Source organism: Sorangium sp. So ce693, from assembly GCF_051521375.1.
GTDB classification, from domain to species: domain Bacteria; phylum Myxococcota_A; class Polyangia; order Polyangiales; family Polyangiaceae; genus Sorangium; species Sorangium atrum.
Genome location: NZ_CP150347.1, coordinates 8,120,432 through 8,143,781 on the forward strand (window position 1 = coordinate 8,120,432; position 23,350 = coordinate 8,143,781).

Consider the following 23,350-nt stretch of genomic DNA (forward strand, 5'->3'; position numbering starts at 1 on the left):
TCGCCAGGGGACACGTCAGCTGGCGACGGGCACGAGCTTCGGCTTCGCCTTCCCGTTCTTCGCCGATACGGCCTTGCTCGCGCGCGCGACGCTCACGATCGGCGCGGGCAGGCTCGCGGGCATCCGGGCCGGCCGCCGCGTCGCCGGCGTGTTCCTGGAGATCTCCTCGGCCACCCGGGACCACGCCCTGCAGAACTGCTCCTCGCCGAAGTTCGCGCCGCAGGGGAGCCAGTCCGCGTGGGCGTCGCCCCCTGAGCCCGGGAACTGCCCGACCACGTCGAGGTGGTCGCCGAGCACGATGTCCAGGACCTTGCCATACGCCTGGCTCTGGCAGGGGACGATGCCGTCGTTCGATGCTATCGTGATCGAGACGGGCGCGGAGTGCTCGCTGAGCTTGAGGGCCTCGATGTCCAGCGCGGTGTAGGGGTATTGCTTCGATACCGACGCGGCGATCCGGTAGAGCACCCAGAAAACGAGGGCGGACGCCGCCTTCACCGGAGAGAGGAAATCGGCGCGGCGGAACGAGCCAGGAGGCGTCGGAGCCACCGTGATGAGCGAGCTGTACTGCGTCCCCGGGCGGTCGGCGACCGCCGCGTTGAACAGGTGCATGGCCTCCATCGTGAGCTGGATCGTCGCGCCTTGGTCCGACGAGAGCTCGTGCAGAAACTCCCAGACCGGGTCGTCGCTCGTCTTGCCGATCCGCTTCAGCACCCTGTTCACCACGACGTCCAGGAACGTATCCGTCCGGCCCATCCAGTCGTCGGCGCGAGCCACCATCTCCATCACGCGCGCCAGCGCCAGGAGAGCGACCCGACCGCGCGGGTTCCGCCCCATGAAGCCGATCGTCTCGAGCGCGCGACGGAACGGCATCGCCATAAGCACCTTGGACAGCGGCGCCCCATAATGGGGCGTCGACACGGTGATCACGGAGTGGATACGCCTGCCGACCTCCTCCTCGATCCCGCCCGGCAGGAGCCTCACGCCCGGGGCCGCGACGAGGCGCGCGTCGAGCCCACCGGTCGAGTGGCCGACGATGTGGATGCTCTCGGCCTGAGCCCCGCCGCGATCCGCGATGAACTGGAGCGCTCGCTGCGCCCTGCGCGCGATGGATCCGCTGGGGATGGTGGGGCACTCGTGCACTTGGACGTCTTCATGCCCCAGCTCGCGGAGGCGCCGCGCCAGCATCTCCGGTACGCGCCGGAAATAGGTCAACTCGCCGAACGACTGAAACCCCATGAAGCCTGGCACGAGAAAGATGTGAGTCATGTACGCCCTCGTCTGGGAGATCCGCGCACGCCGCTCGCCTCAGAAGCGCTTGGCTCGCATCCTGTTCCTTCCTATGTTCCCGCAGCAACAGGCGTCGACGCAGTGCGCAAATTTCCTGCGCTTTTCGATCGATCCTGCACTTTTCGATCACCACCCGCGGCGCCCCGCCCGGGCACGAATCCCGATGACCGCCGGCGCCTCGAGCGCCGCGGGAGACGTTCAATCCAGACCAGATTCGCCGATGACTCACGCCAAATCGAAGCCAGGTCTCGCCCGCTCATCGCAGACCCACCGCGGCGCGGAGCCGGCCCCCAGGGCGCGCCCCCCTGCCGCGCCGCCGCTTCCGGTGGCGCGTTCCCGGATCCGCACCTCCGATCCGGACGAGGCGGCCCCGTACATTGCCCGCCTCTATCCGGGAGCCGCGCTTCGGCCCCTCCAGGCACACGCGTTTGCGTGCGACATCGGTATGGTCACGGTCGGCCCGGTGAGCTTCGTGACGGCAGACTGGGTCCATGGCGCTCGGCTGGAAGGAGCCGCCCTCCGCGATCGGTACGCGCTCGGGCTCGGCGGGGCAGGCAGCGGCGACGCCGACGTGGAGCTCGGCGGGCAGCGCCTCTCGATCCGACCTCAGAAGCGGGCCGTCCTGTTCATCCCAGAGCGGCCCGGGAGCGTCCGGCTGCCGCCGGGCTGGAGGGGGCGAAGCATCGCCGTCGAGCGATCCGCGCTCGAGGTGCACTTCGCGCTGCTCACGGGCCACGCGCCGCGCGCGGCGATCGCCTTCGAGCCCGAGCTGGATCTCGCCGTGGGCGGCGGCGCGACGCTCCACGGGATCGTGCGCTCGCTCCGGGAGGAGATCGAGTCTCCCGCGCACACGCCCGTCGTCCGGCCCCTGCTCTACGAGGTGCTGCTCACCGCGCTCGTGACCATCCCGCGCCATACGAGCTCGCACGTGTTCGAGCGCGCGCCTCCGCGCATCGCTCCGGCGATCGTGCGCCGGGCCGAAGATTTCATCGCGGCTCACGCCGGCGAGGCGATCACGCTGGCGGACGTGGTCGCCGCTGCGGGGGCGCCGGCCCGCTCGCTCCAGGCGGCGTTTCGCGCCGCGCGCGGCGTCACGCCGATGGGGTTCTTGAAGATCCGGCGGCTCGAGCAGGCGCGCCACATGCTCCTCGCCGCCCTCCCCGACACGACCGTGGCGGGGGTCGCCAGCGCGATGGGGTTTCGGAGCGCGGGGCGATTCAGCGTCGAGTACAGGAAGCGCTTCCATGAGAGCCCCTCCCAGACGCTCTTGAGCCGCGTGACGATGCGAAGCCGCGGCCGCGTGCGTTGATCGAAAAGCGCAAGCGGATCGAAAAGCGCGACGTTCGCGCGCCGCATCCGCGATGAAGATCGTGGCTCGCTCGAGAGCCCGCTGCGGCACCTCGGGAGCCTCACGCGCCTGTCATCCCGGTCATCCTGAACGGCCCGCGCTCAACCGCACTTGCAGACCGGGCGACCGTCATCGTCACAGTGGCACTGACATGCTCCCTCGGGACACGTGACGACTTTATCGCCCTTCGGGCAGGTGGCGACGCACGAGGCGCTCGAGGCCTCCTCGGCGCCCGCCGCGACCTCGGCGTCGCTGGCCTGCGAAGGATCAGGCGCCTCGGCGTCGATCGACGCCGAGGCGCTGCGGTTTACAGGCTCCGCGCCCGCGCTCGTCCAGAGCGCCGTGGACGCGGGCAGCATCGACAACCCGAACACCGATAACAGCGTACCGCGCATCTTCACTCCTCCTGATCAGCGATGCTTCCATGAATGGGCATCATGGGTCGCCAGGGGCCGAGGCACGCGGCGTGCCGAATGGCGCGGACGGCGGCGGCGCTCGCGCCGTCGTGACGGGTACGGGAGCGCTGCCCCGCGTGTGTCTGCGGTGTTCGGACGGCGGAGCCAGCCCGGCTGCTCCGGTCGAGCTCGCCTGTCACGCCATCACCCAAGGCGGCGAGATCGCTGCCTCGAACGCGACAATCCGAGCAAAGGGTTGCGCGCGATCGTTTGCTCGAACACGCAAACCGCCCGCGGGCGGGCGGCGCCGCCGAGCGGCCGCGGCCTCACATTGGCGCGGCCAGAGCGCGCGGCGCGCGCTGCACCAGCGGTGAGCACGGCTGGCACGACGAGTGCTCTTCCGCCAAGGAGCAGGCACACACAGGGGCAGATGGCCTGCGAGCTGGCTCGATGCACCGAGTCCTGCGGAGCTCCTCGAACAAAGGGGCTCCGCGCGGCCGGCAAACGCAGCTGGCGTGTCTGGCCTCTCCGACCATCAACCATCACAAGATCGAACGAAAGAGGAAGAACATGACACGAAAGATCATCACCGCGGTCGCTGGTATGTCGTTGTTCGTCGGCGTGGCGATGGCCCAGGCGGCGACGCTCCCCACCTCGAGCCTGAAGGGCCGCTCAGTCCTCCAGACCAACGCGAGCGCCGGGATCCCCGAGAAGGTGGCCTATTACTGTGGGTTCCCTGGGGCCAACGTGGCCACCACGACGAACATCGGCATCGCGGGCATCGCCATCGGGACCTCGGGGTCCGTCGCCCAGTCGTCGGTCGCCCAGGCCGGCGGGTACGGCAACCTCGGCGTCTCGACGGCCAACGCAGGGGGCTTCCACGGCCGCGGCCCTGGAGGCTGGAGGAGCGTCGCGCTGAACGACGCGCCGGCGCCGGGTCAAGCCGACATCCTCTTCGACAACTAGCGCTCCGCCCGCCCCGGCCGGCCCGCTGGGGCCGGAGCATCCACGGGCCGCGCGCGGCGCTCCGGCCGCGCGCGGCCTTCTCTCCGACGACCCCGAACCCGGGATGGACGAAACCATGCGCCGTTTACTCCGTGTGCTCTCGACGTCCGCGCCCGCGCTGCTCGCCGCGGCGCTCTGTTTTCATTTCGCGATGACAGTCGCTTACCTGACGCCGCAGAACCCGCTCCAGCTCCGCTTGGCGCGGCTCATCAGCGGGTACATGAACCCGTTCCTCCAGCAGAACTGGCACCTCTTCGCCCCCGATCCCATCACCGACACGCGATTCGTGATGGTCGCCTGCCGCCTGCGCGAGCCGGACGGGAGCACGACCGAGACCGGGTGGACCGATATCACGACCCCTTACTGGGAATCCCACCTGGAGAACCGCCTCGGCCCCGCGACGCGCCTCGGACGATCGGTGACGGGCGCTGCGCGCATGATCTACACCGTCGATCCGACGTCGCTGCAGATGGCGAAGAAGCTCGATCAGCAGCGCGCCCGCGCGCAGGCGGGCGGAGGCGGCGCCGAGGCCGCCGATGCTCAGGTGGTCGACATGCTCAGGGACCAGGTGAAGAAGGAGCAGGACGCCGGCTTTCAGCTCGGCAAGACCGTCCTGGAGCGGGCCGGCTCCGCGCACTGTGACAGGCTGTTCGGCCCGAACCGCACCGCGGCGGTGCGGCTGCGCCTGGCGGTGCTGAAGTTCCCGCGCTTCTCCCGGCGCGACCTGCCCGACGCGAAGGGTGAACTGTCGTACTACGATTTCGACTGGGCTCCGTATCAGCCGGTGGCGCCGCTGGAGGCGGCGACCGAGGACAGACGCCAGACGCCCGTGGCCCTCCGGGCAGCGGCCGTGGAGGAGCGGTGACGCCATGCTGAGCAAGCTGAACGCACGCTGGGGCCGCGTCGTGGAGCTCGCGAGCCGCGAGCGCTGCCTGATCGGGGCCAGCCTCTTCCGGATCGTCGCCGGGTTGACCCTCCTCCACCTCTACCTGGCCAACTATTTCCAGCGCCATTACCTCTACGGCCCCGAGGGGGTGTGGCCATTCGCGCGGTCGCTCGAGGAGGCCCACAGCACCGGCGCGTTCTCGATTTACCTGCTCAGCAGGTCGCCGCTCTACTTCGAGGTCGTCTTCCACCTCGCCATGCTGTTCGCGGCGCTGTGGGTCATCGGCTTCCGCACGCGGCTCATGTCGCTGCTCACGTATGTCGGGCTCTGGTCGCTGCATCAGCGGAACCCCGTCCTGCTCGACGGCGGCGACAACCTCGTCCGGCTCGCGCTCCTCTATGGCATCTTCGCCGAGCTCGGCGCCTACTTCTCGCTCGACGCCGACCGCCTCCGCGCGCAGCGGGAGCGCGGCGGGGACCTCCAGCGGATCAAGGGGACGCTCCACAACGCGGCGATCCTCGCCTGCGCCGTCCAGGTGTGCCTGGTCTACGGGGTCGCAGGGCTCTACAAGGTGCAGGGGGAGCTGTGGCAGAACGGGACGGCCCTTTATTACATCACCCGCGTCGGCGAGTTCACCTGGCCCGGCCACAGCGACAGCCTCTCCCGCAGCGTCGCGGTGGTGACGGCGCTGACCTACGCGACGGTCGGGTTCCAGCTCAGCTTCCCGTTCCTGTTCGCCCTGAACCGGCACACACGCAGGCTCTCGCTCGCCGCGGCGTTCCTGTTCCACGCCGGCATCGCCGTCATGATGGGGCTCGGCACGTTCGCCGCCTTCATGATCAGCGTCGAGCTGGCGCTCATCGCGGACGCGGAGTACCGGTCGATCGGCGCGTTCGCCAGGCGCCTCGTGTCCTTCGAGGCGCCCGCGCTCCGGCGCCTCCTGCCCGCGCGCCGGATCCAGACGAAGTAGCGCGGCGTGGCGCAGGCGCGCTCGAGCGCCCGCGCCATGTCCCTCCCGCCGGCGTCCCAGCGCTCCCCGCCCAGCCTCACCAGCCTTCCGCCACGCGGATCGCGATCTTCCCGATCGTGCGGCCCGACTCGATGGCGCGGTGGGCCTGCGAGAGCTCGCGCACCGGGTAGCTCGCGCTGACGATGGGCCTGATGTGGCCTTGCGCCGCCAGCTCCGCCACAGCGGCGAGCGCGCGGCCCTGCGCGTGCGGGTCGAGCCGCCAGATCGTGGCAGCGCCCATCACATGATAGATGAGCGACGCTGCCTTCATGAACAGCCGGTCCGCGACCGGCGCGGGCGTCGGCACGATGCTCACCACGGTGCCCATCGGCGCCACGGCGTCGAGCGCCTGATCCAGCGCGCGGCCGCCTGCGTTGTCGAAGGCCACCGCGACGCCCGCCCCACCGGTCAGATCCCGGCACGCCTGGCCCACGTCCTGCGTCGTGTGATCGAGCACGACCGCGGCGCCGAGCTCGCGGCAGAGCGCCGTCGACTCGGGTCGGCTGGCGGTCGCCACCACCCGTAGCCCGAGGTGACGCGCGAGCTGCAGCTGCAGATGGCCCACGCCGCCCGCGCCCGCGGTGACCAGCACCGCGGCGCCGGGCGCGGGCCGCGCGCGCGAGAGGCATTCCCAGGCCGTGACGCCCGCGAGCGACAGGCATGCAGCCTGCTCATGGGAGAGGGCCGCCGGTTTGCGCGCGAGGGTGCGGCTGTCGGCCACCACCCGCTCCGCGTTCGCGCCCTGCCCGAACAGGCTGGGTGAGCCGAACACCTCGTCTCCGACCGCGAGCTCGTCGACGCCGGGGCCGACCGCGTCGACGATCCCGGAGGCGTCGTAGCCGAGCACCAGCGGGAACTGCCGCTCGATGCGGCGGGGCCCGGGCGCCGCCGACCGCGCCCGGATGTCCGCCGGGTTGACCGACGACGCGATCACCCGCACCCTCACCTGGTGAGGTCCGGGCGATGGCTCGGGCAGCTCCAGCGGCACGAGCTGCGAGGCGTCGCCATGGTGATGGATTCCGATTGCCTTCATTCGCTGCAGTCCTCTCGAACGACGCCGGCGTGCGGCGGCGCAGGCGCAGTGTGCCCGCCGGCGGCGGCCCTGTATTGAACGATGTCGACATCGACGCTCACCATCGCCAGGAGCCCCCTCCGCGCGCCGCAGCTGGCCGCGCATGCCGCGCCCGGGGGCGGCCAGCGCGGCGTCACCGGGCTCGTCGACGTGGCGGGGCGGGTCGCGTCGTGGGGCCCGCCGGCGCCGTGCGCCTTGCCGTCGCTGCATGCGGTGCTGAGCATCGGCCTGCTCGGCGAGATCCAGAGCGAGCGCGACGACCGCGCGGGGGGCGCGGTGTGGCTGTCCGGCGTCGCGACCCGGCCGTTCAGCTACCGGCTGTCGGCCGAGCTGCACGCCGTGATCGTCCTGATCGAGCCCTGGGCGATCTCCGAGTGGTTCGGCGTCGACGCCGCCTGCCTCGTCGATCGCCGCGTCGATCTGCGCGACGTCCTCGGCGCCGCGCCGGTGGCGAGGTTGCTGCCGGCGGTGCAGCGCGCCGGCACGGCGCAGGGCCGCCTGCTGGCGGTGCGGCGCTGGCTGGCCGCGCTGACGCCGCGCGCGGCGGCGCCAGCCCCGCTGCGCGACGCCCGGCTCGCCGACCGGGACGCGGCCGGCCTGGCGCGCGCGCTGGGCGTCTCGCTGCGCCAGTCCGAGCGGCTGCTGCGGCGCCACCACGGGGTGACGCTGCGGGAGATGAAGGGTATCCGGCGCTTCCAGCGCGCGCTGGAGCGCCTCGATCAGGACCTGTCGTGGGCCGCGCTGAGCGCCGACGCCGGGTTCGCCGACCAGAGCCACCTTTGCCGCGCCGTGCGGCGGTATGCCGGAATGACGCCCGCCGCGCTGCGCGGCGCGACCGGGGCGAGCCTGATCGCGCCTGTGTACCGGCCGCTGGGTTGCCAGGACCGGTTCGTCGCGATCTGACGCCGCCATCCAGGGGGTTCGCTCGAGACTCGGTCGCCCAGCCCCCCTCGTCGCGCCTTCATGGCTCCAGCCTGGCGCCGGGCGAGCCGCGGCGTGAGATCAGCGGCGCTCGCGCCGCTGCTGGACGATCGCCTTGCCCTGACGGGCGAGGGCATAGAGGATCCCGGCCTGGAGATCGCGCTGCGTCAGGAGGTTGCCCAGATCGATCCCCTGCGCGACAAGCGTCCGTGCGACGTCGGGTGACGCCCCGACGAGGACGCACGTGGCACCGAGGAGCGCGGCGGCCCGCGTGGCCTGGAGGAGGCGGTCAGCCACGTCGGCGTCGAGGACCGGCACGCCCGTGATGTCGATGAGCACCGTCTCGGCCCTGTGGCGCTCGATGCCCTGGAGGAGCGTCTCCAGGAGCTGGGCGCCGCGGGCGGAGTCGATGGTCCCCACGAGGGGCACCACGAGGATGCCTTCGTGGACCGGGATGACCGGCGTGGACAGCTCCTGGATGACGTCGAGGAGCTGCCGCTGCGTCGCGAACCACGCGAGCTCCTTCTGCACCGCCTCGTCGGCGCGCTTCTTCTCCGTGATGTCCTCGATCATGACAAGGAGATAGCGGCAGACGCCGTGCTCGTCTTTGAGGGGCACCTTCACCATGTGAAGCCACCGCTCCCCGGTCGGCGTGGCGATGCGCGACTCGGGTATGTCCACGATCTCGCCCTTCTCGATCACGTCGCGATCCATGCGATCGAGCCACCTGGCCTCCTCCAGTCGATGCGGGAAGAGGTCGAAGACGTTCTTGCCGAGAACGCCGCTCCGCGGGGCGCCGAAGACCTTCTCGTAATGGCCGTTCATCCGGACGAGGCGGAATTCCGTCACCTCCTTGATGAAGACCGAGACCGGCACGTGCTCGATGATGGTGTCGAGGAAGCTCTCGATAGGCACCGTCCCCGGCTTGCCGCGCGGCGCAGCCGGGTCGTGGACGCAGACGAGCGCGCCGCGCGCGCCATCGACGCGAAGCTGCGTGACCGAGATCCCGCAGGAAGGCGCGCCGGGCGCGCCGCCCCGGAGCTCGATGCCGGCCTGCTCGCGCTCGCCTTCGAGGACGGCGCGGATGGCTGCGAGCACCTCCTGCGCCTCGCCGGCGAGCCCCTCGGGCGATGCGGGCAGGACGGCCGGCGCGTGCGCGGGAGACACCGGCCAGGCGGGGAGCGCGCCTTCCGCGAGGATCTGCTCGAGGCGAGGATTGGCGCACCGGAGCGCTCCCTTTGCATCGAAGACGGCGGCGGCTACCGGGAGCGCGCAGAGGAGCGGCAGGGGGTCGACGCCAGCGTGCGGCAGGGGACCAGCGCCGACGTGCAGGCCGGGCCCATCGAGATCTAGGGTCATTCGGGATCCTTCTACGCGACACGAGCTGCCCAGCGCTCTCCGAGCCGGACGACCCGTCGAATACCCCAACCTTTCAACGCGCTCTCCGGGAATCGTGATGCGCTCGTCATCGTGTGATATATCTAACAATTTCGTACAGGTAGCGCCGTAGCTCCCCGGAAAGACCGATTGTTGCTCAAACCCTGTTCAGGCGCGCGGGCTCCGCTCGAACCCTGCTCGGGCCGCTCGCGGTGCACCGGCAAGGACACGGCCTGATCGGGCGGCCTCCAACGCGCCTGGCACGGAGATTGATACCGTTTGTATCGATGATCATATCGATGATATCGATGCTCCCCGTGGATGCCGAATACCTCTCTCGGTCGCCTGCCGCCACCGGGCCGCACGCCGCGCCCGGCCGCCTCGTCCTGCCGCTGCCCGATCGCTCGGCGCCCGGACGAGGCGGGCAGCGCGCCGTTCGCGCCCGGATCCCCGGAGCCCGCGGGAGACGCCGTGCGCGCGCGTGATCTCGGCGTCGCGCCTGGCATCTTCGATCCGGGCCCGCTGAACGCGATCACCGACGTGGGCGGCGTGCGCGTCGGGCACGCCACGGTGATCGAGGGGGACGCGATCCGCACCGGCGTCACCGCCGTATTCCCCCACGGAGGGAACCTCTACCTCGATCGCGTCCCCGCGGCGATCCATGTGGGCAACGGGTTTGGCAAGCTCGTCGGCGCGACCCAGGTCCGCGAGCTGGGTGAGCTGGAGACTCCCATTCTCCTCACGACCACGCTTTGCGTGTTCCGGGCCGCCGACGCGCTCGTCGAATGGATGCTGGCGCAGCCGGGCATGGAGGAGGTGCGCTCGCTCAACCCGGTCGTCGGCGAGACCAACGACGGCGCGCTCAACGCGGTCCGGCTCCGTCCGATCACCGCCGAGCACGTGCGCGCGGCGCTGGGCTCGGCGCGGGAGGGGCCCACGCTGGAGGGGTGCGTCGGCGCGGGCACGGGCACCGTCGCCTTCGGCTGGAAGGGGGGGATCGGCACCGCCTCGCGGGTGCTGCCGGCGTCGCTCGGCGGGGCCTGCGTCGGCGTGCTCGTCCAGTCGAACTTCGGCGGCGTGCTGCAGGTGATGGGCGCGCCCGTCGGCGAGGAGCTCGGCCGGTACGCTTTCCGGTCGCAGGTCGAGGCGGCGGCGGGCGACGGCTCCATCCTCATCCTCGTCGCGACGGACGCGCCGCTGTCGGATCGCAACCTCGGGCGACTCGCTGCCCGCGCGATCCTGGGCCTGGCACGCACCGGATCCTCCGGCGCGAACGGCTCCGGCGACTACGTGATCGCCTTCTCGACGAGCGCCTCGGTGCGGCGCCGCTCCGGCGCGAAGCGGCTCGCGATCACGGAGCTCTCGAACCAGGAGACGTCCGCCCTCTTCCAGGCCGTGATCGAGGCGACGGAGGAGGCCATCTACAACTCGCTCTTCACGGCCGAGACCACCACGGGGAGCGGTCGCACCGTGGATGCCATTCCGCTGGATCGCGTCCGTGAGGTGCTGTCGAGGCACGGCGTCCAGCGGCCGTCCGGCCGCTCCCGCCCTGCATGACGCAAGAGACCGCCGCAGGCGGGCCGGCGCGAGAGCTCGCCGCCATTTCCCGTGGCGCAACGAGGCGCTTTTGGCAACATCACAAATCGACCCGGCGCCTCGGAGGCCGATCCGGCCTTGGACACCCTCCCTTTATGACCGACAGTCCACGTTACCGCGTGCTGGAGGTGCTGCACCAAGGTGCGGACACGATCCTCTACCGCGCGCGGCGCGAGAAGGACGGCCGGCCGGTGGTGCTCAAGGTCCTGCGGCGCGACCACGCCAGCCCCCGCGCCCTCGGCAGGCTCCAGCACGAGCTCGAGGTCGCCAGGGCGCTGAGGTCGCCCGCGGTCGTCAAGGCCTGCGGGATCGAGCCGTTCCGCGACCAGATGACCCTGGTCCTCGAGGACTTCGGCGGCCGCTCGCTCGACCGGCTGCTCGATGGCGACGGGCCGATGCGCGCGATGCGCGGGATGGGCGGGATGCGCGGGATGGCGATCGAGCGCTTCCTCCCCCTCGCCCTCCGCCTCGCCGCCGCGCTCGCCGAGCTCCACCGACACCACGTCATCCACAAGGACATCAAGCCCCAGAACCTGCTCTACAACCCCGACACCGGCGAGGTGAAGATCACCGATCTCGGCATCGCCTCCCTCCCCCACCGCGGGGCCCAGGAGCTCACCCACGACGGCCTCATCGAGGGCACGCTCGCCTACATGGCGCCAGAGCAGACGGGCCGCATGAACCGCCGGGTCGACGAGCGGACCGACCTGTACTCCCTCGGCGTCACCTTCTACGAGATGCTGACGGGCGCCCTGCCCTTCCAGGCCAGCGACCCCGTCGAATGGGTCTATTGCCATATCGCGCAGAGCCCGGTCCCACCCCACGCGCTCGTCCCCTCGATTCCACCGCAGCTCTCCGCCATCGTCCTCAAGCTGCTCTCCAAGGCCGCCGAGGAGCGCTACCAGAGCGCCCTCGGCCTGCGCCACGACCTCGAACGGTGCTCTTCCCAGCTGCGCCAGAGCGGCGCCATCGAGCCCTTCCCGCTCGGGCAGCGCGACGTCTCCGACAGGCTCCAGATCCCGCAGCGGCTCTACGGCCGCGAGCGCGAGCTCGAGGCGCTGCGCGCCGCCTTCGAGCGCGTGGTCGCCAGCGGCCGGCCAGAGCTCCTGCTCGTCTCGGGCTACTCGGGCATCGGCAAGTCCTCGCTCGTCGCCGAGCTGCACGGGCCTGTCGTGCGCGAGCGCGGCTCCTTCCTCTCCGGAAAGTTCGATCAGCTCAAGCGCGACGTCCCCTACCGCCCCCTCCTTCACGCCTTCCGGGGGCTCGTGCAGGAGATCCTCGGCGCCAGCGAGCCGCAGGTCGAGCGCTGGAGAGAGCGCCTCCGCGAGGCCCTCGGCGCGAGCGGCGCGTTGCTCACCGACATGCTCCCCGAGCTCGCCCTGCTCCTCGGCCCGCAGCCGCCCGTGCCCGAGCTCCCGCCCGCCGAGGCCCAGAGCCGGCTGCTCGCCACGCTCCAGCGCTTCGTCGCCGCCTGCGCCCGGAAGGAGCACCCCGTCGCCCTCTTCCTCGACGACCTGCAATGGGCCGACCCCGGCAGCCTCCTTTTGCTCGAGCAGCTCGCCACCCTCGCGGGCGACGCGCACCTCCTCGTGATAGGCGCTTATCGCGACAACGAGGTCGGCCCCGCGCACCCGCTCCGGCTCACGCTCGCCGAGGCCCAGAAGCGCGGCGCCGCCGTCTCCGAGCTCGTCCTCGCGCCGCTCTCCGCAGCCCACGTCGGGGCGCTCATCGCCGAGACGGTCCACGCGCCCGAAGCGCAGGTCGAGCCGCTCGCCCGGCTCGTCCACGAGAAGACGGCCGGCAACCCCTTCTTCGTGATCCAGTTCCTCATCACCCTGCACGACGAGGGGCTCATCACCTTCGATGCCGACGAGGGCGCATGGCGCTGGGACAGCGCCGCCATCCGCGACAAGGGCTTCACCGACAACGTCGTCGAGCTGATGGTGGGAAAGCTCAATCGGCTCTCGGTCCCGACGCGCGACGCGCTCAAGCTCGCCGCCTGCCTCGGCGGCAGCCTGACCCTCGACGCCCTCGCGGTGGTCGCGAGGCGGCCGACGGAGGAGCTCCGCGAGGCGCTCCAGGAGACCGTGCGGGAGGGGCTGCTGCTCCGCCGGGACAGCGCCTATCGCTTCCTCCACGACCGGGTGCAGCAAGCCGCAACTTCGCTCATCCCGCCAGGACAGCTCGCCGAGGTGCACCTCCGGATCGGCCAGCTGCTCTTGAAGGCACGGCGCGCGGAGGAGCCCGATGAGGCGCTCTTCGAGATCGTCGGCCACCTCAACCGCGGCGCCGCGCTCCTCCGTTCCCAGGCCGAGCGCGACGAGCTCGCCGCCCTCAACCTCCGCGCCGGCAGGAAGGCCAAGGCCGCCGCCGCCTACCAGTCCGCCGCCGCCCTCTTCGCCGCCGGCCTGGCCCTCCTCGCGAGAGATCCCCGCGAGCGCTGGGAGACTCGGTACGATCTGGCCTATCCCCTGAGCCTCGAGCGCGCTCACGCCGCCTACGTCACCGGCAGCTCCGAGGAGGCCGATCGGCTGCTCGAGGAGCTCCTGGGGCGCACGAGGAACGAGCTCGATCGCGCCGCGGTCGTCGAGCTCGCCGTCACCTTCTACCAGACCCGAGGCCGGTCCGACCACGCCGTCGAGCTCGGGCTCGCGTGGCTCCGCGCCTCGGATATCGATCTTCCTCTCCACCCCACCGACGCACAGGTCGAGGAAGAGACCGAGGGCCTCTTGCAAGCTCTGGGCGACCGGGCGATCGAGGACCTCATCCGCCTGCCCCCCATGGAGCACCCGGAGTGCAAGGTCGTGATGGCGGTGCTGCAAGCCGTGGCCGGCCCCGCGATCTTCGTAGACCAGGACCTGCACTACCTCATCGTCCTGCGCCAGGTGAAGCTCGGCCTGCGCCACGGCAACGCGGAGAGCTCCGCCCACGCGTACGCGGCCTTCGCGCGGCTGTTCGGCCCGCGGTTCGGGCGATACAAGGAGGCCTACAAGTTCGGAAAGCTCGGCTACGACCTCGCGGACAGGAGCGACCTCCTCACCGTGAAGTCGCTGGTATTCACCCTCTTCGGGCAGCAAGTCGTCTTCTGGACACGCCATTACCGGGAGACGTACCCCTACACGCGCGCCGGGTTCAGCGCCGCGATCGAGTCCGGCGATATGCGCATGGCGTGCTTCAACTGCGTCTGGGCTCCGCTGTTCCCGCTGCTCGCCGGCGAGCCGCTGGAGGACGTCCTCCACGAGGTCGAGGAGCGCAGCCGCTTCGTGCGCAAGGCCGGCTACGAGTTCGCCCACGGCGTCCTGGCCAGCGCCCGCGCCCTCATCCAGACGCTGCGCGGGAGGCCGGTCCGCTTCTCGAAGCTCGACGGCTCCGAGCTGGATAGGCAGGCCTTCGAGGCGGGGCTCGATGAGGGGGACATGAGGGGCGCCCGCGGCCTCCATTACAGCATGAAGGCGCGCGCCCTCTTCATACTCGGCTCCCACGACGAAGCGCTCGCCGCGGCGACGCGCGTGATCGTCGATCACCCCTTCAAGAGCGAGCCCTACGCGCTCATCGCCGAGAACTGCTATTTTCATGCGCTCGCGCTCGCGGCCCTCGCAGACGAGGGCGCGCGCGGAGCGCGGCGGTCGCCGGCGCAGGAGCTCCCCGAGGGCCTCCTCGACGGCGAGCGGCAGCTCGGCGCGTGGGCCGCGAGCTGCCCCGACAACTTCCTCCACAAACACGCCCTGGTCCGCGCCGAGATCGCCCGGCTCCTCGGGAACGAGCCCGAGGCCATCCGGCTCTACGAGCAGGCCATCTCCTCGGCGCGGGAGAACGGCTTCGTCCAGCAGGAGGCCATCGCCTGCGAGCTCGCCGCCCGGTTCTACCGCGACCGCGGCCTGTCCACGCCCGAAGGCGCCTACCTGCGGGACGCCCGCGCCGCCTACTTCCGCTGGGGCGCCCACGCCAAGGTCGAGCAGCTCGACCAGCGTTATCCCTTCCTCGTCGAGCGAAAGCCTATCGCCCCCACCGTCACCTTCGCCGTCCGCGCCGAGCAGTTCGACGTCCTGTCCGTCGTCAAGGCCTCTCAGAGCATCTCCGGCGAGCTCAAGCTCCCGCGCCTGCTCGAGATGCTCCTGCGCATCGTGGTCGAGCACGCGGGCGCCGGAGAGGGGGTCGTGCTCCTGGTCCGGGAGGAGCGCCTGTCGACGGCGGCGGCGATCGCGACGTCCAGGGGCGCCGCGCGGCTGCTCGACGCGGGCGAGGCGTCGACGGCGCTGCCGCAATCCATTCTCAACTATGTCCTCCGCAGCCACGAGCGCGTGCTGCTCGACGACGCGGCGGCCAGGCACCCGTTCTCGGAGGACGCGTATTTCGCGCGCAAGAGGCCGAGGTCGGTGCTGTGCCTGCCGATCATGCGGCAGGCCCGGCTGCTCGGCGTGCTCTACCTGGAGAACGGGCTCGTGGCCGGGGCGTTCACTCCAGGGCGGCTCACCGTGCTCGAGCTGCTCACCTCGCAGTCGGCCATCTCGCTCGAGAACGCCATGCTCTACGCCGATATCGAGCAGGAGAACACCGAGCGGCGCCGGGCAGAGCAGGCGCTGCAGGCGAACCAGGCGACGCTCCAGGCCATCGTCGACAACTCCGCCGCGACCATCTTCCTCAAGGATCGCGAGGGCCGGTATCTGCTCGCCAACCGCCACGCGGGGAACGTCGCCGGCGTGCCGAGCCAAGAGCTCCTCGGAAAGACCGACGACGAGCTCTTTCGGGGTTCCAACGCCGAGGTCCTCCGAGACAACGACCGGCGGGTGCTCGACGCGGGCGAGCCGCTGGAGTTCGAGGAGGTGGTGATGCAAGAGGGCGAGCCGCGCACCTACCTGTCCCTCAAGTTCCCGCTCGGCGAGGGCGTCATGCCCGGCGTCGTCTGCGGCATCTGCACCGACATCACCGAGCGCAAGCGCGCCGAGCTCGCCGAGCGCTTCCTGGCCGACGCGAGCCGGAGGCTCATGGCCCTCGGTTACGGCGCCACCCTCGAGAGCGTGGCGCAGCTCGTCGTGCCCGAGCTCGCCGACCGGTGCGTCATCCACGTGGACCTCGCCCAGGACGCCCCGGGGCGGACGGTCACCGCGGGCGTGCCGGCCGAGCTCGCAGGCGCGGTGACGGACGCGCTGCGGCCCCTGGCAGCGAGCTCTCTGGATCAGGCCGAGGTGGGCGACATCCGCGCCGCGCCTCTCCTCGATCCGCTCGGCGTTCACTCCTTCCTCCGCGTCCCGCTCCTCGCGCGCGACCGGCGCTTCGGGGTCATGACGCTGCTGGCGGCCGCGCCCCGGCACCGTTACGGCCCTGCCGACCTGTGGCTGGCCGAGGAGCTGGCGGGCCGCGCCGCGCTCGCCCTCGACAACAGCCGCCTGTTCGCCGAGGCCCAGCAGGCGATCGAGCGCCGCGACGAGTTCCTCCTCGTCGCATCCCACGAGCTCAAGACGCCGCTCACCTCGCTGAAGATGCAGGCCCACCTCCTCGCCCGGCTCCTGCCCCGCCTCCAGCGCGGGGAGGTCGCCCCGGAGCGCATCGACGCCGCGCTCCAGCTCCTCGATCGCCAGATCGCGCGCCTCGCCCACCTGGTCAACGAGCTGCTCGACGTGACCCGCCTGAACGCCGGCCGGCTCTCCCTCGCGCGCGCGCCCGTCGATCTGGCCGCCCTGGCGCGCGAGGTCGTCGAGCGGATGCACCAGCAGCTCGCCGACGCCCGCTGCCGCACCCAGCTCGACCTGGACGAGCCCGTGATTGGACACTGGGATCCTTCCCGCATGGAGCAGGTCCTCATCAACCTCCTGTCCAACGCGATCAAGTACGGCGCGGGAGGCCTCATTCACGTCATCGCGCGCCGCGAGGGCGCTCGCGCGGTGCTCGTCGTCCGCGATCATGGCATGGGCATCGCGGAGGCCGATCAGGCAAGGATCTTCGAGCGCTTCGAGCGCGCCGTCTCCGTCCGCAACTTCGGCGGCCTCGGCCTCGGCCTCTACATCGTTCGATGGATCGTCACCTCCCATGGCGGCACCATCCGCGTCGAGAGCAAGCCGGGCGCGGGCGCCACCTTCATCGTCGAGCTGCCTTTGCACCTGCCGGAGGCGGAGACGGAAGGCCAGGGCACCTTTCTCCCCCCGGCGTGAGCGTTCACCGGGAGCCTCAGCGGGCGCTGACGCGCCGCCGTTTGCTCGTGACGGGTCGCAGCGCTTTTGGCAATGTACCAAGTTGAACCGCAGCACGCTGCTGACGCTCCGGGTTCAAAGGTCCTCCTATGCCCCATAGTCCACGTTACCGCGTTCTGGAGGTGCTGCACCAAGGTGCGGACACGATCCTCTACCGCGCGCGGCGCGAGGAGGACGGCCGGCCGGTGGTGCTCAAGGTCCTGCGGCGCGACCACGCCAGCCCCCGCGCCCTCGGCAGGCTCCAGCACGAGCTCGAGGTCGCGACGGCGCTCGCTTCGCCGGTCATCGCCAAGGCCTACGGGATCGAGCCGTTCCGCGACCAGATGACCCTGGTCCTGGAGGACTTCGGCGGCCGCTCGCTCGACCGGCTGCTCGATGGCGACGCGCCGATGCGCGGGATGCGCGGGATGGGCGGGATGCGCGGGATGGCGATCGAGCGCTTCTTCCCCCTCGCCCTCCGCCTCGCCGCCGCGCTCGCCGAGCTCCACCGACATCACGTCATCCACAAGGACATCAAGCCTCAGAACCTGCTCTACAACCCCGACACCGGCGAGGTGAAGATCACCGATCTCGGCATCGCCTCCCTCTCTCACCGCGGCGCCCAGGAGCTCGCCCACGACGGCCTCATCGAGGGCACGCTCGCCTACATGGCGCCAGAGCAGACGGGCCGCATGAACCGCCGGGTCGACGAGCGGACCGACCTGTACTCCCTCGGCGTCACCTTCTACGAGATGCTGACTGGCACCTTGCCCTTCCAGGCCAGCGACCCCGTCGCGTGGGTCTATTGCCACATCGCCCAGGCGCCCCAGCCGCCGCACGCGCTCGTCCCCTCGATTCCACCGCAGCTCTCCGCCATCGTCCTCAAGCTGCTCTCCAAGGCCGCCGAGGAGCGCTACCAGAGCGCCCTCGGCCTGCGCCACGACCTCGAGCGGTGCTCTTCCCAGCTGCGCCAGAGCGGCGCCATCGAGCCCTTCCCGCTCGGGCAGCGCGACGTCTCCGACAGGCTCCAGATCCCGCAGCGGCTCTACGGCCGCGAGCGCGAGCTCGAGGCCCTGCGCGCCGCCTTCGAGCGCGTGGTCGCCAGCGGCCGGCCAGAGCTCCTGCTCGTCTCGGGCTACTCGGGCATCGGCAAGTCCTCGCTCGTCGCCGAGCTGCACGGGCCTGTCGTGCGCGAGCGCGGCGCCTTCCTCTCCGGAAAGTTCGATCAGCTCAAGCGCGACGTCCCCTACCGCCCCCTCTTTCACGCCTTCCGGGGGCTCGTGCAGGAGATCCTCAGCGCCAGCGAGCCGCAGGTCGAGCGCTGGAGAGAGCGCCTCCGCGAGGCCCTCGGCCAGAACGGCAGGCTGCTCACCGACATGCTCCCCGAGCTCGCCCTGCTCCTCGGCCCGCAGCCGCCCGTGCCCGAGCTCCCGCCCGCCGAGGCCCAGAGCCGGCTGCTCGCCACGCTCCAGCGCTTCGTCGCCGCCTGCGCCCGGAAGGAGCACCCCGTCGCCCTCTTCCTCGACGACCTGCAATGGGCCGACCCCGGCAGCCTCCTTTTGCTCGAGCAGCTCGCCACCCTCGCGGGCGACGCGCACCTCCTCGTGATAGGCGCTTATCGCGACAACGAGGTCGGCCCCGCGCACCCGCTCCGGCTCACGCTCGCCGAGGCCCAGAAGCGCGGCGCCGCCGTCTCCGAGCTCGTCCTCGCGCCGCTCTCCGCAGCCCACGTCGGCGCGCTCGTCGCCGAGACGGTCCACGCGCCCGAAGCGCAGGTCGAGCCGCTCTCAGGGCTGGTGTACGAGAAGACCGGCGGCAACCCCTTCTTCGTGCTCCAGTTCCTCATCACCCTGCGCGACGAGGGGCTCATCACCTTCGATGCCGACGAGGGCGCATGGCGCTGGGACAGCGCCGCCATCCGCGACAAGGGCTTCACCGACAACGTCGTCGAGCTGATGGTGGGCAAGCTCAATCGGCTCTCGGTCCCGACGCGCGACGCCCTCAAGCTCGCCGCCTGCCTCGGTGGCAGCCTGACCCTCGACGCCCTCGCGGTGGTCGCGAGGCGGCCGACGGAGGAGCTCCGCGAGGCGCTCGAGGAGGCCGCGCGGGAGGGGCTGCTGCTCCGCCGGGACAGCGCCTATCGCTTCCTCCACGACCGGGTGCAGCAAGCCGCAACTTCGCTCATCCCGCCAGGACAGCTCGCCGAGGTGCACCTCGGGATCGGTCAGCTGCTCTTGAAGGCGCAGCGCGCCGAAGAGCGCGAGGACACGCTCTTCGAGATCGTCGGCCACCTCAACCGCGGCGCCGCGCTCCTCCGTTCCCGGGCCGAGCGCGACGAGCTCGCCGCCCTCAACCTCCGCGCCGGCAGGAAGGCCAAGGCTGCCGCCGCCTACAAGTCCGCCGCCGCCCTCTTCGCCGCCGGCGCGGCCCTCCTCGCGAGCGAGCCGCAGGAACGCTGGGAGACGCAGTACGCGCTGACCCACGCCCTGAACTTCGAGCGAGCGCACTGCGCGTACATCATCGGCAACTTCGATGAAGCCGAGCGGCTGCTCGAGGAGCTCACGGATCGCTCGATGACCAAGATCGAGAGGGCCGCCGTCGTCGAGCTCGCTGTCGCCTTGCACGTGACCCGCGGGCAGAGCGCACGCGCTGTGGAGCTCGGTCTCTCCTTCCTGCGCTCCTACGACATCCATCTGCCGACCCACCTCACCGACGCGCGCATCGAACGAGAGACCGAGAGCGTATGGCAGGCCCTGGGCGACCGGGCGATCGAGGACCTCATCCACCTGCCTCCCATGGCGCACCCGGAGATCAAGATCGCGATGAGCATCTTGAAGAGCGTGTCCGTCGCTGCGTATTTCGAGGACCAGAACCTGCATCATCTGGTCCTCGAGCGCATGGTCACGCTCAGCCTTCACCATGGCAACGCCGAGAGCTCCGCCCATGCGTACACCGCCTTCGCGCGGGTGCTCGGCCCGCGGTTCGGGAGATACAAGGAGGCTTACCTGTTCGGCAAGCTCGGCTACGACCTCGCGGAGAGGAGCGACCACCTCGCCGCGAAGCCCACCGTGATCTTCCTGTTCGGGCAGCTGACCGTCTTCTGGACGCGCCATTACAGAGAGACCTACCCCTACAATCGCCTCGGCTTCAACGCCGCCGTGGAGTGCGGCGATCTGAACAACGCATGTTTCCATTGCGTCTGGGCATCGGTGTTCCCCCTGCTCTGCGGGGAGCCGCTGGAGGACGTCCTTCACGTGACCGAGGAGCGCCTCGGCTTCGTGCGCAAGGCCGGTTACGCGTTCATCCATGGCATCCTCCTCAGCGTCCGGTACCTCATCCAGACGCTGCGCGGGAGGCCGGTCCGTTACGCGATGCTGGATGGCTCCGAGCTGGATCAGGAGGCCTTCGAGGCGGGGCTCCCTCCGGGGTCCTCGTACGGAGCTCATAGCTTGTACTACAGCCTGAAGGCGCAGGCGCTGTTCCTTCTCGGCTCTCCCCGGGAGGCGCTCGCGGCGTCGACCCGCGTCGTCGTCGATTACGATTGGAGGATGGACGCATGCGCGGAGATCCCCGAGACCTTCTATGTTCACGCGCTCGCGCTCGCCGCGGTATCCGACGACGCGCACGACACGCACGACGCGCCGCCGTTGCCAGGGCGGGAGCTCCCCGAAGGGCTCCTCGCGTGCGAGCGGCAGCTCGGCGTGTGGGCCGCGAGCTGCCCCGACAACTACCTCCACAAGCACGCCCTGGTCCGCGCCGAGATCGCCAGGCTCCTCGGGAACGAGCCCGAGGCCATCCGGCTCTACGAGCAGGCCATCTCCTCGGCGCGCGAGGGCGGCTTCGTCCAGCACGAGGCCATCGCCTGCGAGCTCGCCGCCCGGTTCTACGGCAACCGCGGCCTGTCCACGCCCGCCGTCGCCCACCTGCAGCGGGCGCGCGCCGCCTACTTCCGCTGGGGCGCGCACGCCAAGGTCGAGCAGCTCGACCAGCGTTATCCCTTCCTCGTCGAGCGAAGGCCGATCGCGCCCACCGTCACCTTCGCCGTGCGGGCCGAGCAGCTCGACGTCCTGTCCATCGTCAAGGCCTCTCAGAGCATCTCCGGCGAGCTCAAGCTCCCGCGCCTGCTCGAGACGCTGCTGCGCATCGTGGTCGAGCACGCGGGCGCCGGAGAGGGGGTTGCGCTCCTGGTCCGGGAAGATCGCGTGTCGACCGCGGCGATCACGGCGTCGGGGAGCGCGGCGCGGCTGCTCGACGCGGGCGAGGCCGTGGCGGCGCTGCCGCAATCCATCCTCAACTATGTCCTCCGCAGCCACGAGCGCGTGCTGCTCGCCGACGCCGCCGCGAGGCACCCGTTCTCGGACGACGAGTATTTCGGCCGCAAGAGGCCGAGGTCGGTGCTGTGCCTCCCGATCGTGCGGCAAACGCGGCTGCTCGGCCTGCTCTACCTGGAGAACAACCTCGTCACCGGCGCGTTCACCCCAGGGCGGCTCACCGTGCTCGAGCTGCTCGCCTCGCAGTCGGCCATCTCGCTCGAGAACGCCATGCTCTATACCGACATCGAGCAGGAGAACGCCGAGCGGCGCCGGGCGGAGCGAGAGCTCCGTGAGAGCCAGGCCACGCTGCAGGCCATCGTCGACAACTCCGCCGCCGCCATCTACCTCAAGGATCGCGACGGCCGGTTCCTGCTCGTCAACCGGCGCGTGAGCCGCGCCCTCGGCAAGCCAGCCGAGCAGATCCTCGGAAAGACGAGCGCCGAGCTCTTGCCTGCCACCGCCACCGCGATCATCGAAGAACACGACCGGCGGGTGCTCGAGGCGGGCGAGCCGCTGGAGTTCGAGGAGGAGGTGCAGTTGGAGGGCGAGCTGCGCACCTACCTGTCGCTCAAATTCCCGCTCGGCGAGAGCGTCATGCCCGGCGTGCTCTGCGGCATCTCCACCGACATCACCGAGCGCAAGCGCGCCGAGCTCGCCGAGCGCTTCCTGGCCGACGCGAGCCGGAGGCTCATGGCGCTCGGCTACGGCGCCACCCTCGAGAGCGTGGCGCAGCTCGTCGTGCCCGAGCTCGCCGACCGGTGCGTCATCCACGTGGACCTCGCCCAGGACGCCCCGGGGCGGACGGTCACCGCGGGCGTGCCGGCCGAGCTCGCAGGCGCGGTGACGGACGCGCTGCGGCCCCTTGCAGCGAGCTCTCTGGATCAGGCCGAGGTGGGCGACATCCGCGCTGCGCCCCTCCTGGAGCCGCTCGGCGTTCACTCCTTCCTTCGCGTCCCGCTCCTCGCCCGCGACCGGCGCTTCGGGGTCATGACGCTGCTGGCGGCCGCGCCCCGGCGCCGTTACCGCCCCGCCGACCTGTGGCTGGCCGAGGAGCTCGCGAGCCGCGCCGCGCTCGCCCTCGACAACGGCCGCCTGTTCGCCGAGGCCCAGCAGGCGATCGAGCGCCGCGACGAGTTCCTCCTCGTCGCATCCCACGAGCTCAAGACGCCGCTCACCTCGCTCACGATGCAAGCGCACCTCCTCGCCCGGCTCCTGCCCCGCCTCCAGCGCGCCGAGGTCGCTCCGGAGCGCATCGACGCCGCGATCCAGCTCCTCAACCGCCAGATCGCGCGCCTCGCCCACCTGGTCAACGAGCTGCTCGACGTCACCCGCCTGAACGCCGGCCGGCTCTCCCTCGCGCGCGCGCCCGTCGATCTGGCCGCCCTGGCGCGTGATGTCGTCGAGCGGATGCACCAGCAGCTCGACGACGCCCGCTGCCGCACCCAGCTCGACCTGGACGGGCCCGTGGTGGGCGACTGGGACGCTTCCCGCATGGAGCAGATCCTCATCAACCTCCTGTCCAACGCGCTCAAATATGGCGCGGGGGGCCCCATTCACGTCGTCGTGCGCAGCCTGGCCAGCCGCGCGGTGCTCGTCGTCCGCGATCATGGCATGGGCATCGCGGAGGCCGATCAGGCAAGGATCTTCGAGCGCTTCGAGCGCGCCGTCTCCGTCCGCAACTTCGGAGGTCTCGGCCTCGGCCTCTACATCGTGCGGTGGATCGTCACCTCCCATGACGGCACGATCCGCGTCGAGAGCAAGCCGGGCGCGGGCGCCGCCTTCATCGTCGAGCTGCCTTTGCGCTCGCCGGACACGGAGACGGACGTCCAGGGCACCTTCCTCCCGCAGGCGTAGGCGCGGCAGGCGCAGGCGCGCGCTGCGCACTCGCCGCCGACGGCTGCCTCGTCGGGCGCTGACGCGCCGCCGTTTGCTCGTGACGGGTCGCAGCGCTTTTGGCAGTGTATCGAATTGAAC

At 71.0% G+C, this 23,350-nt stretch carries 12 protein-coding genes; 8 read left to right on the forward strand and 4 right to left on the reverse strand.

The genetic code is table 11. The annotated features are described in order from the left end of the window. Window positions 1-15: 15 nt before the first annotated feature. A complete protein-coding gene (locus tag WMF14_RS30145) occupies window positions 16-1,266 on the reverse strand; it encodes an esterase/lipase family protein (RefSeq protein WP_437791669.1) in 1,251 nt (416 codons plus the stop codon). 241 nt (window positions 1,267-1,507) lie between these two features. On the opposite strand from WMF14_RS30145, the gene WMF14_RS30150 reads away from it, so the two are divergent. Then, entirely contained in the window at window positions 1,508-2,596 is a 1,089-nt protein-coding gene (locus WMF14_RS30150) for an AraC family transcriptional regulator (protein ID WP_437791672.1), read from the forward strand. 140 nt (window positions 2,597-2,736) lie between these two features. On the opposite strand, the gene WMF14_RS30155 is transcribed toward WMF14_RS30150, so the two are convergent. Then, window positions 2,737-3,030, reverse strand: a complete 294-nt coding sequence (locus WMF14_RS30155) for a hypothetical protein (protein WP_437791675.1) — start codon at window positions 3,028-3,030, stop codon at window positions 2,737-2,739. Between the two features lie 570 nt (window positions 3,031-3,600). Here WMF14_RS30155 and WMF14_RS30160 point away from each other — a divergent pair. From WMF14_RS30160 to WMF14_RS30170, 3 genes are all read left to right on the forward strand, one after another. Beyond that, entirely contained in the window at window positions 3,601-3,996 is a 396-nt protein-coding gene (locus WMF14_RS30160; protein ID WP_437791678.1) for a hypothetical protein, read from the forward strand. 115 nt (window positions 3,997-4,111) lie between these two features. Continuing rightward, on the forward strand, window positions 4,112-4,900 hold the full coding sequence (locus WMF14_RS30165) for a DUF5819 family protein (protein WP_437791680.1): 789 nt from the start codon (window positions 4,112-4,114) through the stop codon (window positions 4,898-4,900). Between the two features lie 4 nt (window positions 4,901-4,904). After that, window positions 4,905-5,891, forward strand: a complete 987-nt coding sequence (locus WMF14_RS30170; protein ID WP_437791682.1) for an HTTM domain-containing protein — start codon at window positions 4,905-4,907, stop codon at window positions 5,889-5,891. A gap of 76 nt (window positions 5,892-5,967) precedes the next feature. Here WMF14_RS30170 and WMF14_RS30175 read toward each other — a convergent pair whose 3' ends face one another. Next, window positions 5,968-6,963, reverse strand: coding sequence for a quinone oxidoreductase family protein (locus WMF14_RS30175; RefSeq protein WP_437791685.1), 996 nt, complete (start codon window positions 6,961-6,963; stop codon window positions 5,968-5,970). Between the two features lie 81 nt (window positions 6,964-7,044). On the opposite strand from WMF14_RS30175, the gene WMF14_RS30180 reads away from it, so the two are divergent. Continuing rightward, window positions 7,045-7,905, forward strand: a complete 861-nt coding sequence (locus tag WMF14_RS30180) for a helix-turn-helix domain-containing protein (protein WP_437791688.1) — start codon at window positions 7,045-7,047, stop codon at window positions 7,903-7,905. Between the two features lie 99 nt (window positions 7,906-8,004). Here the strand turns inward: WMF14_RS30180 and WMF14_RS30185 are convergent, their stop codons facing one another. Next, the gene (locus WMF14_RS30185) at window positions 8,005-9,282 is read right to left on the reverse strand and encodes a PAS domain-containing protein (protein ID WP_437791691.1); all 1,278 of its coding nucleotides are present in this window, start codon (window positions 9,280-9,282) and stop codon (window positions 8,005-8,007) included. Window positions 9,283-9,771: 489 nt separating this feature from the next. Between WMF14_RS30185 and WMF14_RS30190 the strand changes: the two genes are divergently transcribed. From WMF14_RS30190 to WMF14_RS30200, 3 genes are all read left to right on the forward strand, one after another. Continuing rightward, window positions 9,772-10,857: a P1 family peptidase gene (locus WMF14_RS30190; RefSeq protein ID WP_437804327.1), complete on the forward strand. Its 1,086-nt coding sequence runs from the start codon at window positions 9,772-9,774 to the stop codon at window positions 10,855-10,857. Window positions 10,858-10,991: 134 nt separating this feature from the next. Beyond that, window positions 10,992-17,045, forward strand: coding sequence for an AAA family ATPase (locus WMF14_RS30195; protein ID WP_437791694.1), 6,054 nt, complete (start codon window positions 10,992-10,994; stop codon window positions 17,043-17,045). 128 nt (window positions 17,046-17,173) lie between these two features. Then, window positions 17,174-23,230 (forward strand): AAA family ATPase, encoded by a 6,057-nt coding sequence (locus tag WMF14_RS30200; RefSeq protein ID WP_437791696.1) that lies wholly within the window; start codon window positions 17,174-17,176, stop codon window positions 23,228-23,230. The last annotated feature ends 120 nt before the right edge of the window (window positions 23,231-23,350 follow it).

Excerpts from the sequence above, each read along its gene's own strand:
- WMF14_RS30145 (WP_437791669.1), bottom strand. The coding sequence starts at position 1,266 with ATGACTCACATCTTTCTCGTGCCAGGCTTCATGGGGTTTCAGTCGTTC.
- WMF14_RS30150 (WP_437791672.1), top strand. The coding sequence starts at position 1,508 with ATGACTCACGCCAAATCGAAGCCAGGTCTCGCCCGCTCATCGCAGACC.
- WMF14_RS30155 (WP_437791675.1), bottom strand. The coding sequence starts at position 3,030 with ATGCGCGGTACGCTGTTATCGGTGTTCGGGTTGTCGATGCTGCCCGCG.
- WMF14_RS30160 (WP_437791678.1), top strand. The coding sequence starts at position 3,601 with ATGACACGAAAGATCATCACCGCGGTCGCTGGTATGTCGTTGTTCGTC.
- WMF14_RS30165 (WP_437791680.1), top strand. The coding sequence starts at position 4,112 with ATGCGCCGTTTACTCCGTGTGCTCTCGACGTCCGCGCCCGCGCTGCTC.
- WMF14_RS30170 (WP_437791682.1), top strand. The coding sequence starts at position 4,905 with ATGCTGAGCAAGCTGAACGCACGCTGGGGCCGCGTCGTGGAGCTCGCG.
- WMF14_RS30175 (WP_437791685.1), bottom strand. The coding sequence starts at position 6,963 with ATGAAGGCAATCGGAATCCATCACCATGGCGACGCCTCGCAGCTCGTG.
- WMF14_RS30180 (WP_437791688.1), top strand. The coding sequence starts at position 7,045 with ATGTCGACATCGACGCTCACCATCGCCAGGAGCCCCCTCCGCGCGCCG.
- WMF14_RS30185 (WP_437791691.1), bottom strand. The coding sequence starts at position 9,282 with ATGACCCTAGATCTCGATGGGCCCGGCCTGCACGTCGGCGCTGGTCCC.
- WMF14_RS30195 (WP_437791694.1), top strand. The coding sequence starts at position 10,992 with ATGACCGACAGTCCACGTTACCGCGTGCTGGAGGTGCTGCACCAAGGT.
- WMF14_RS30200 (WP_437791696.1), top strand. The coding sequence starts at position 17,174 with ATGCCCCATAGTCCACGTTACCGCGTTCTGGAGGTGCTGCACCAAGGT.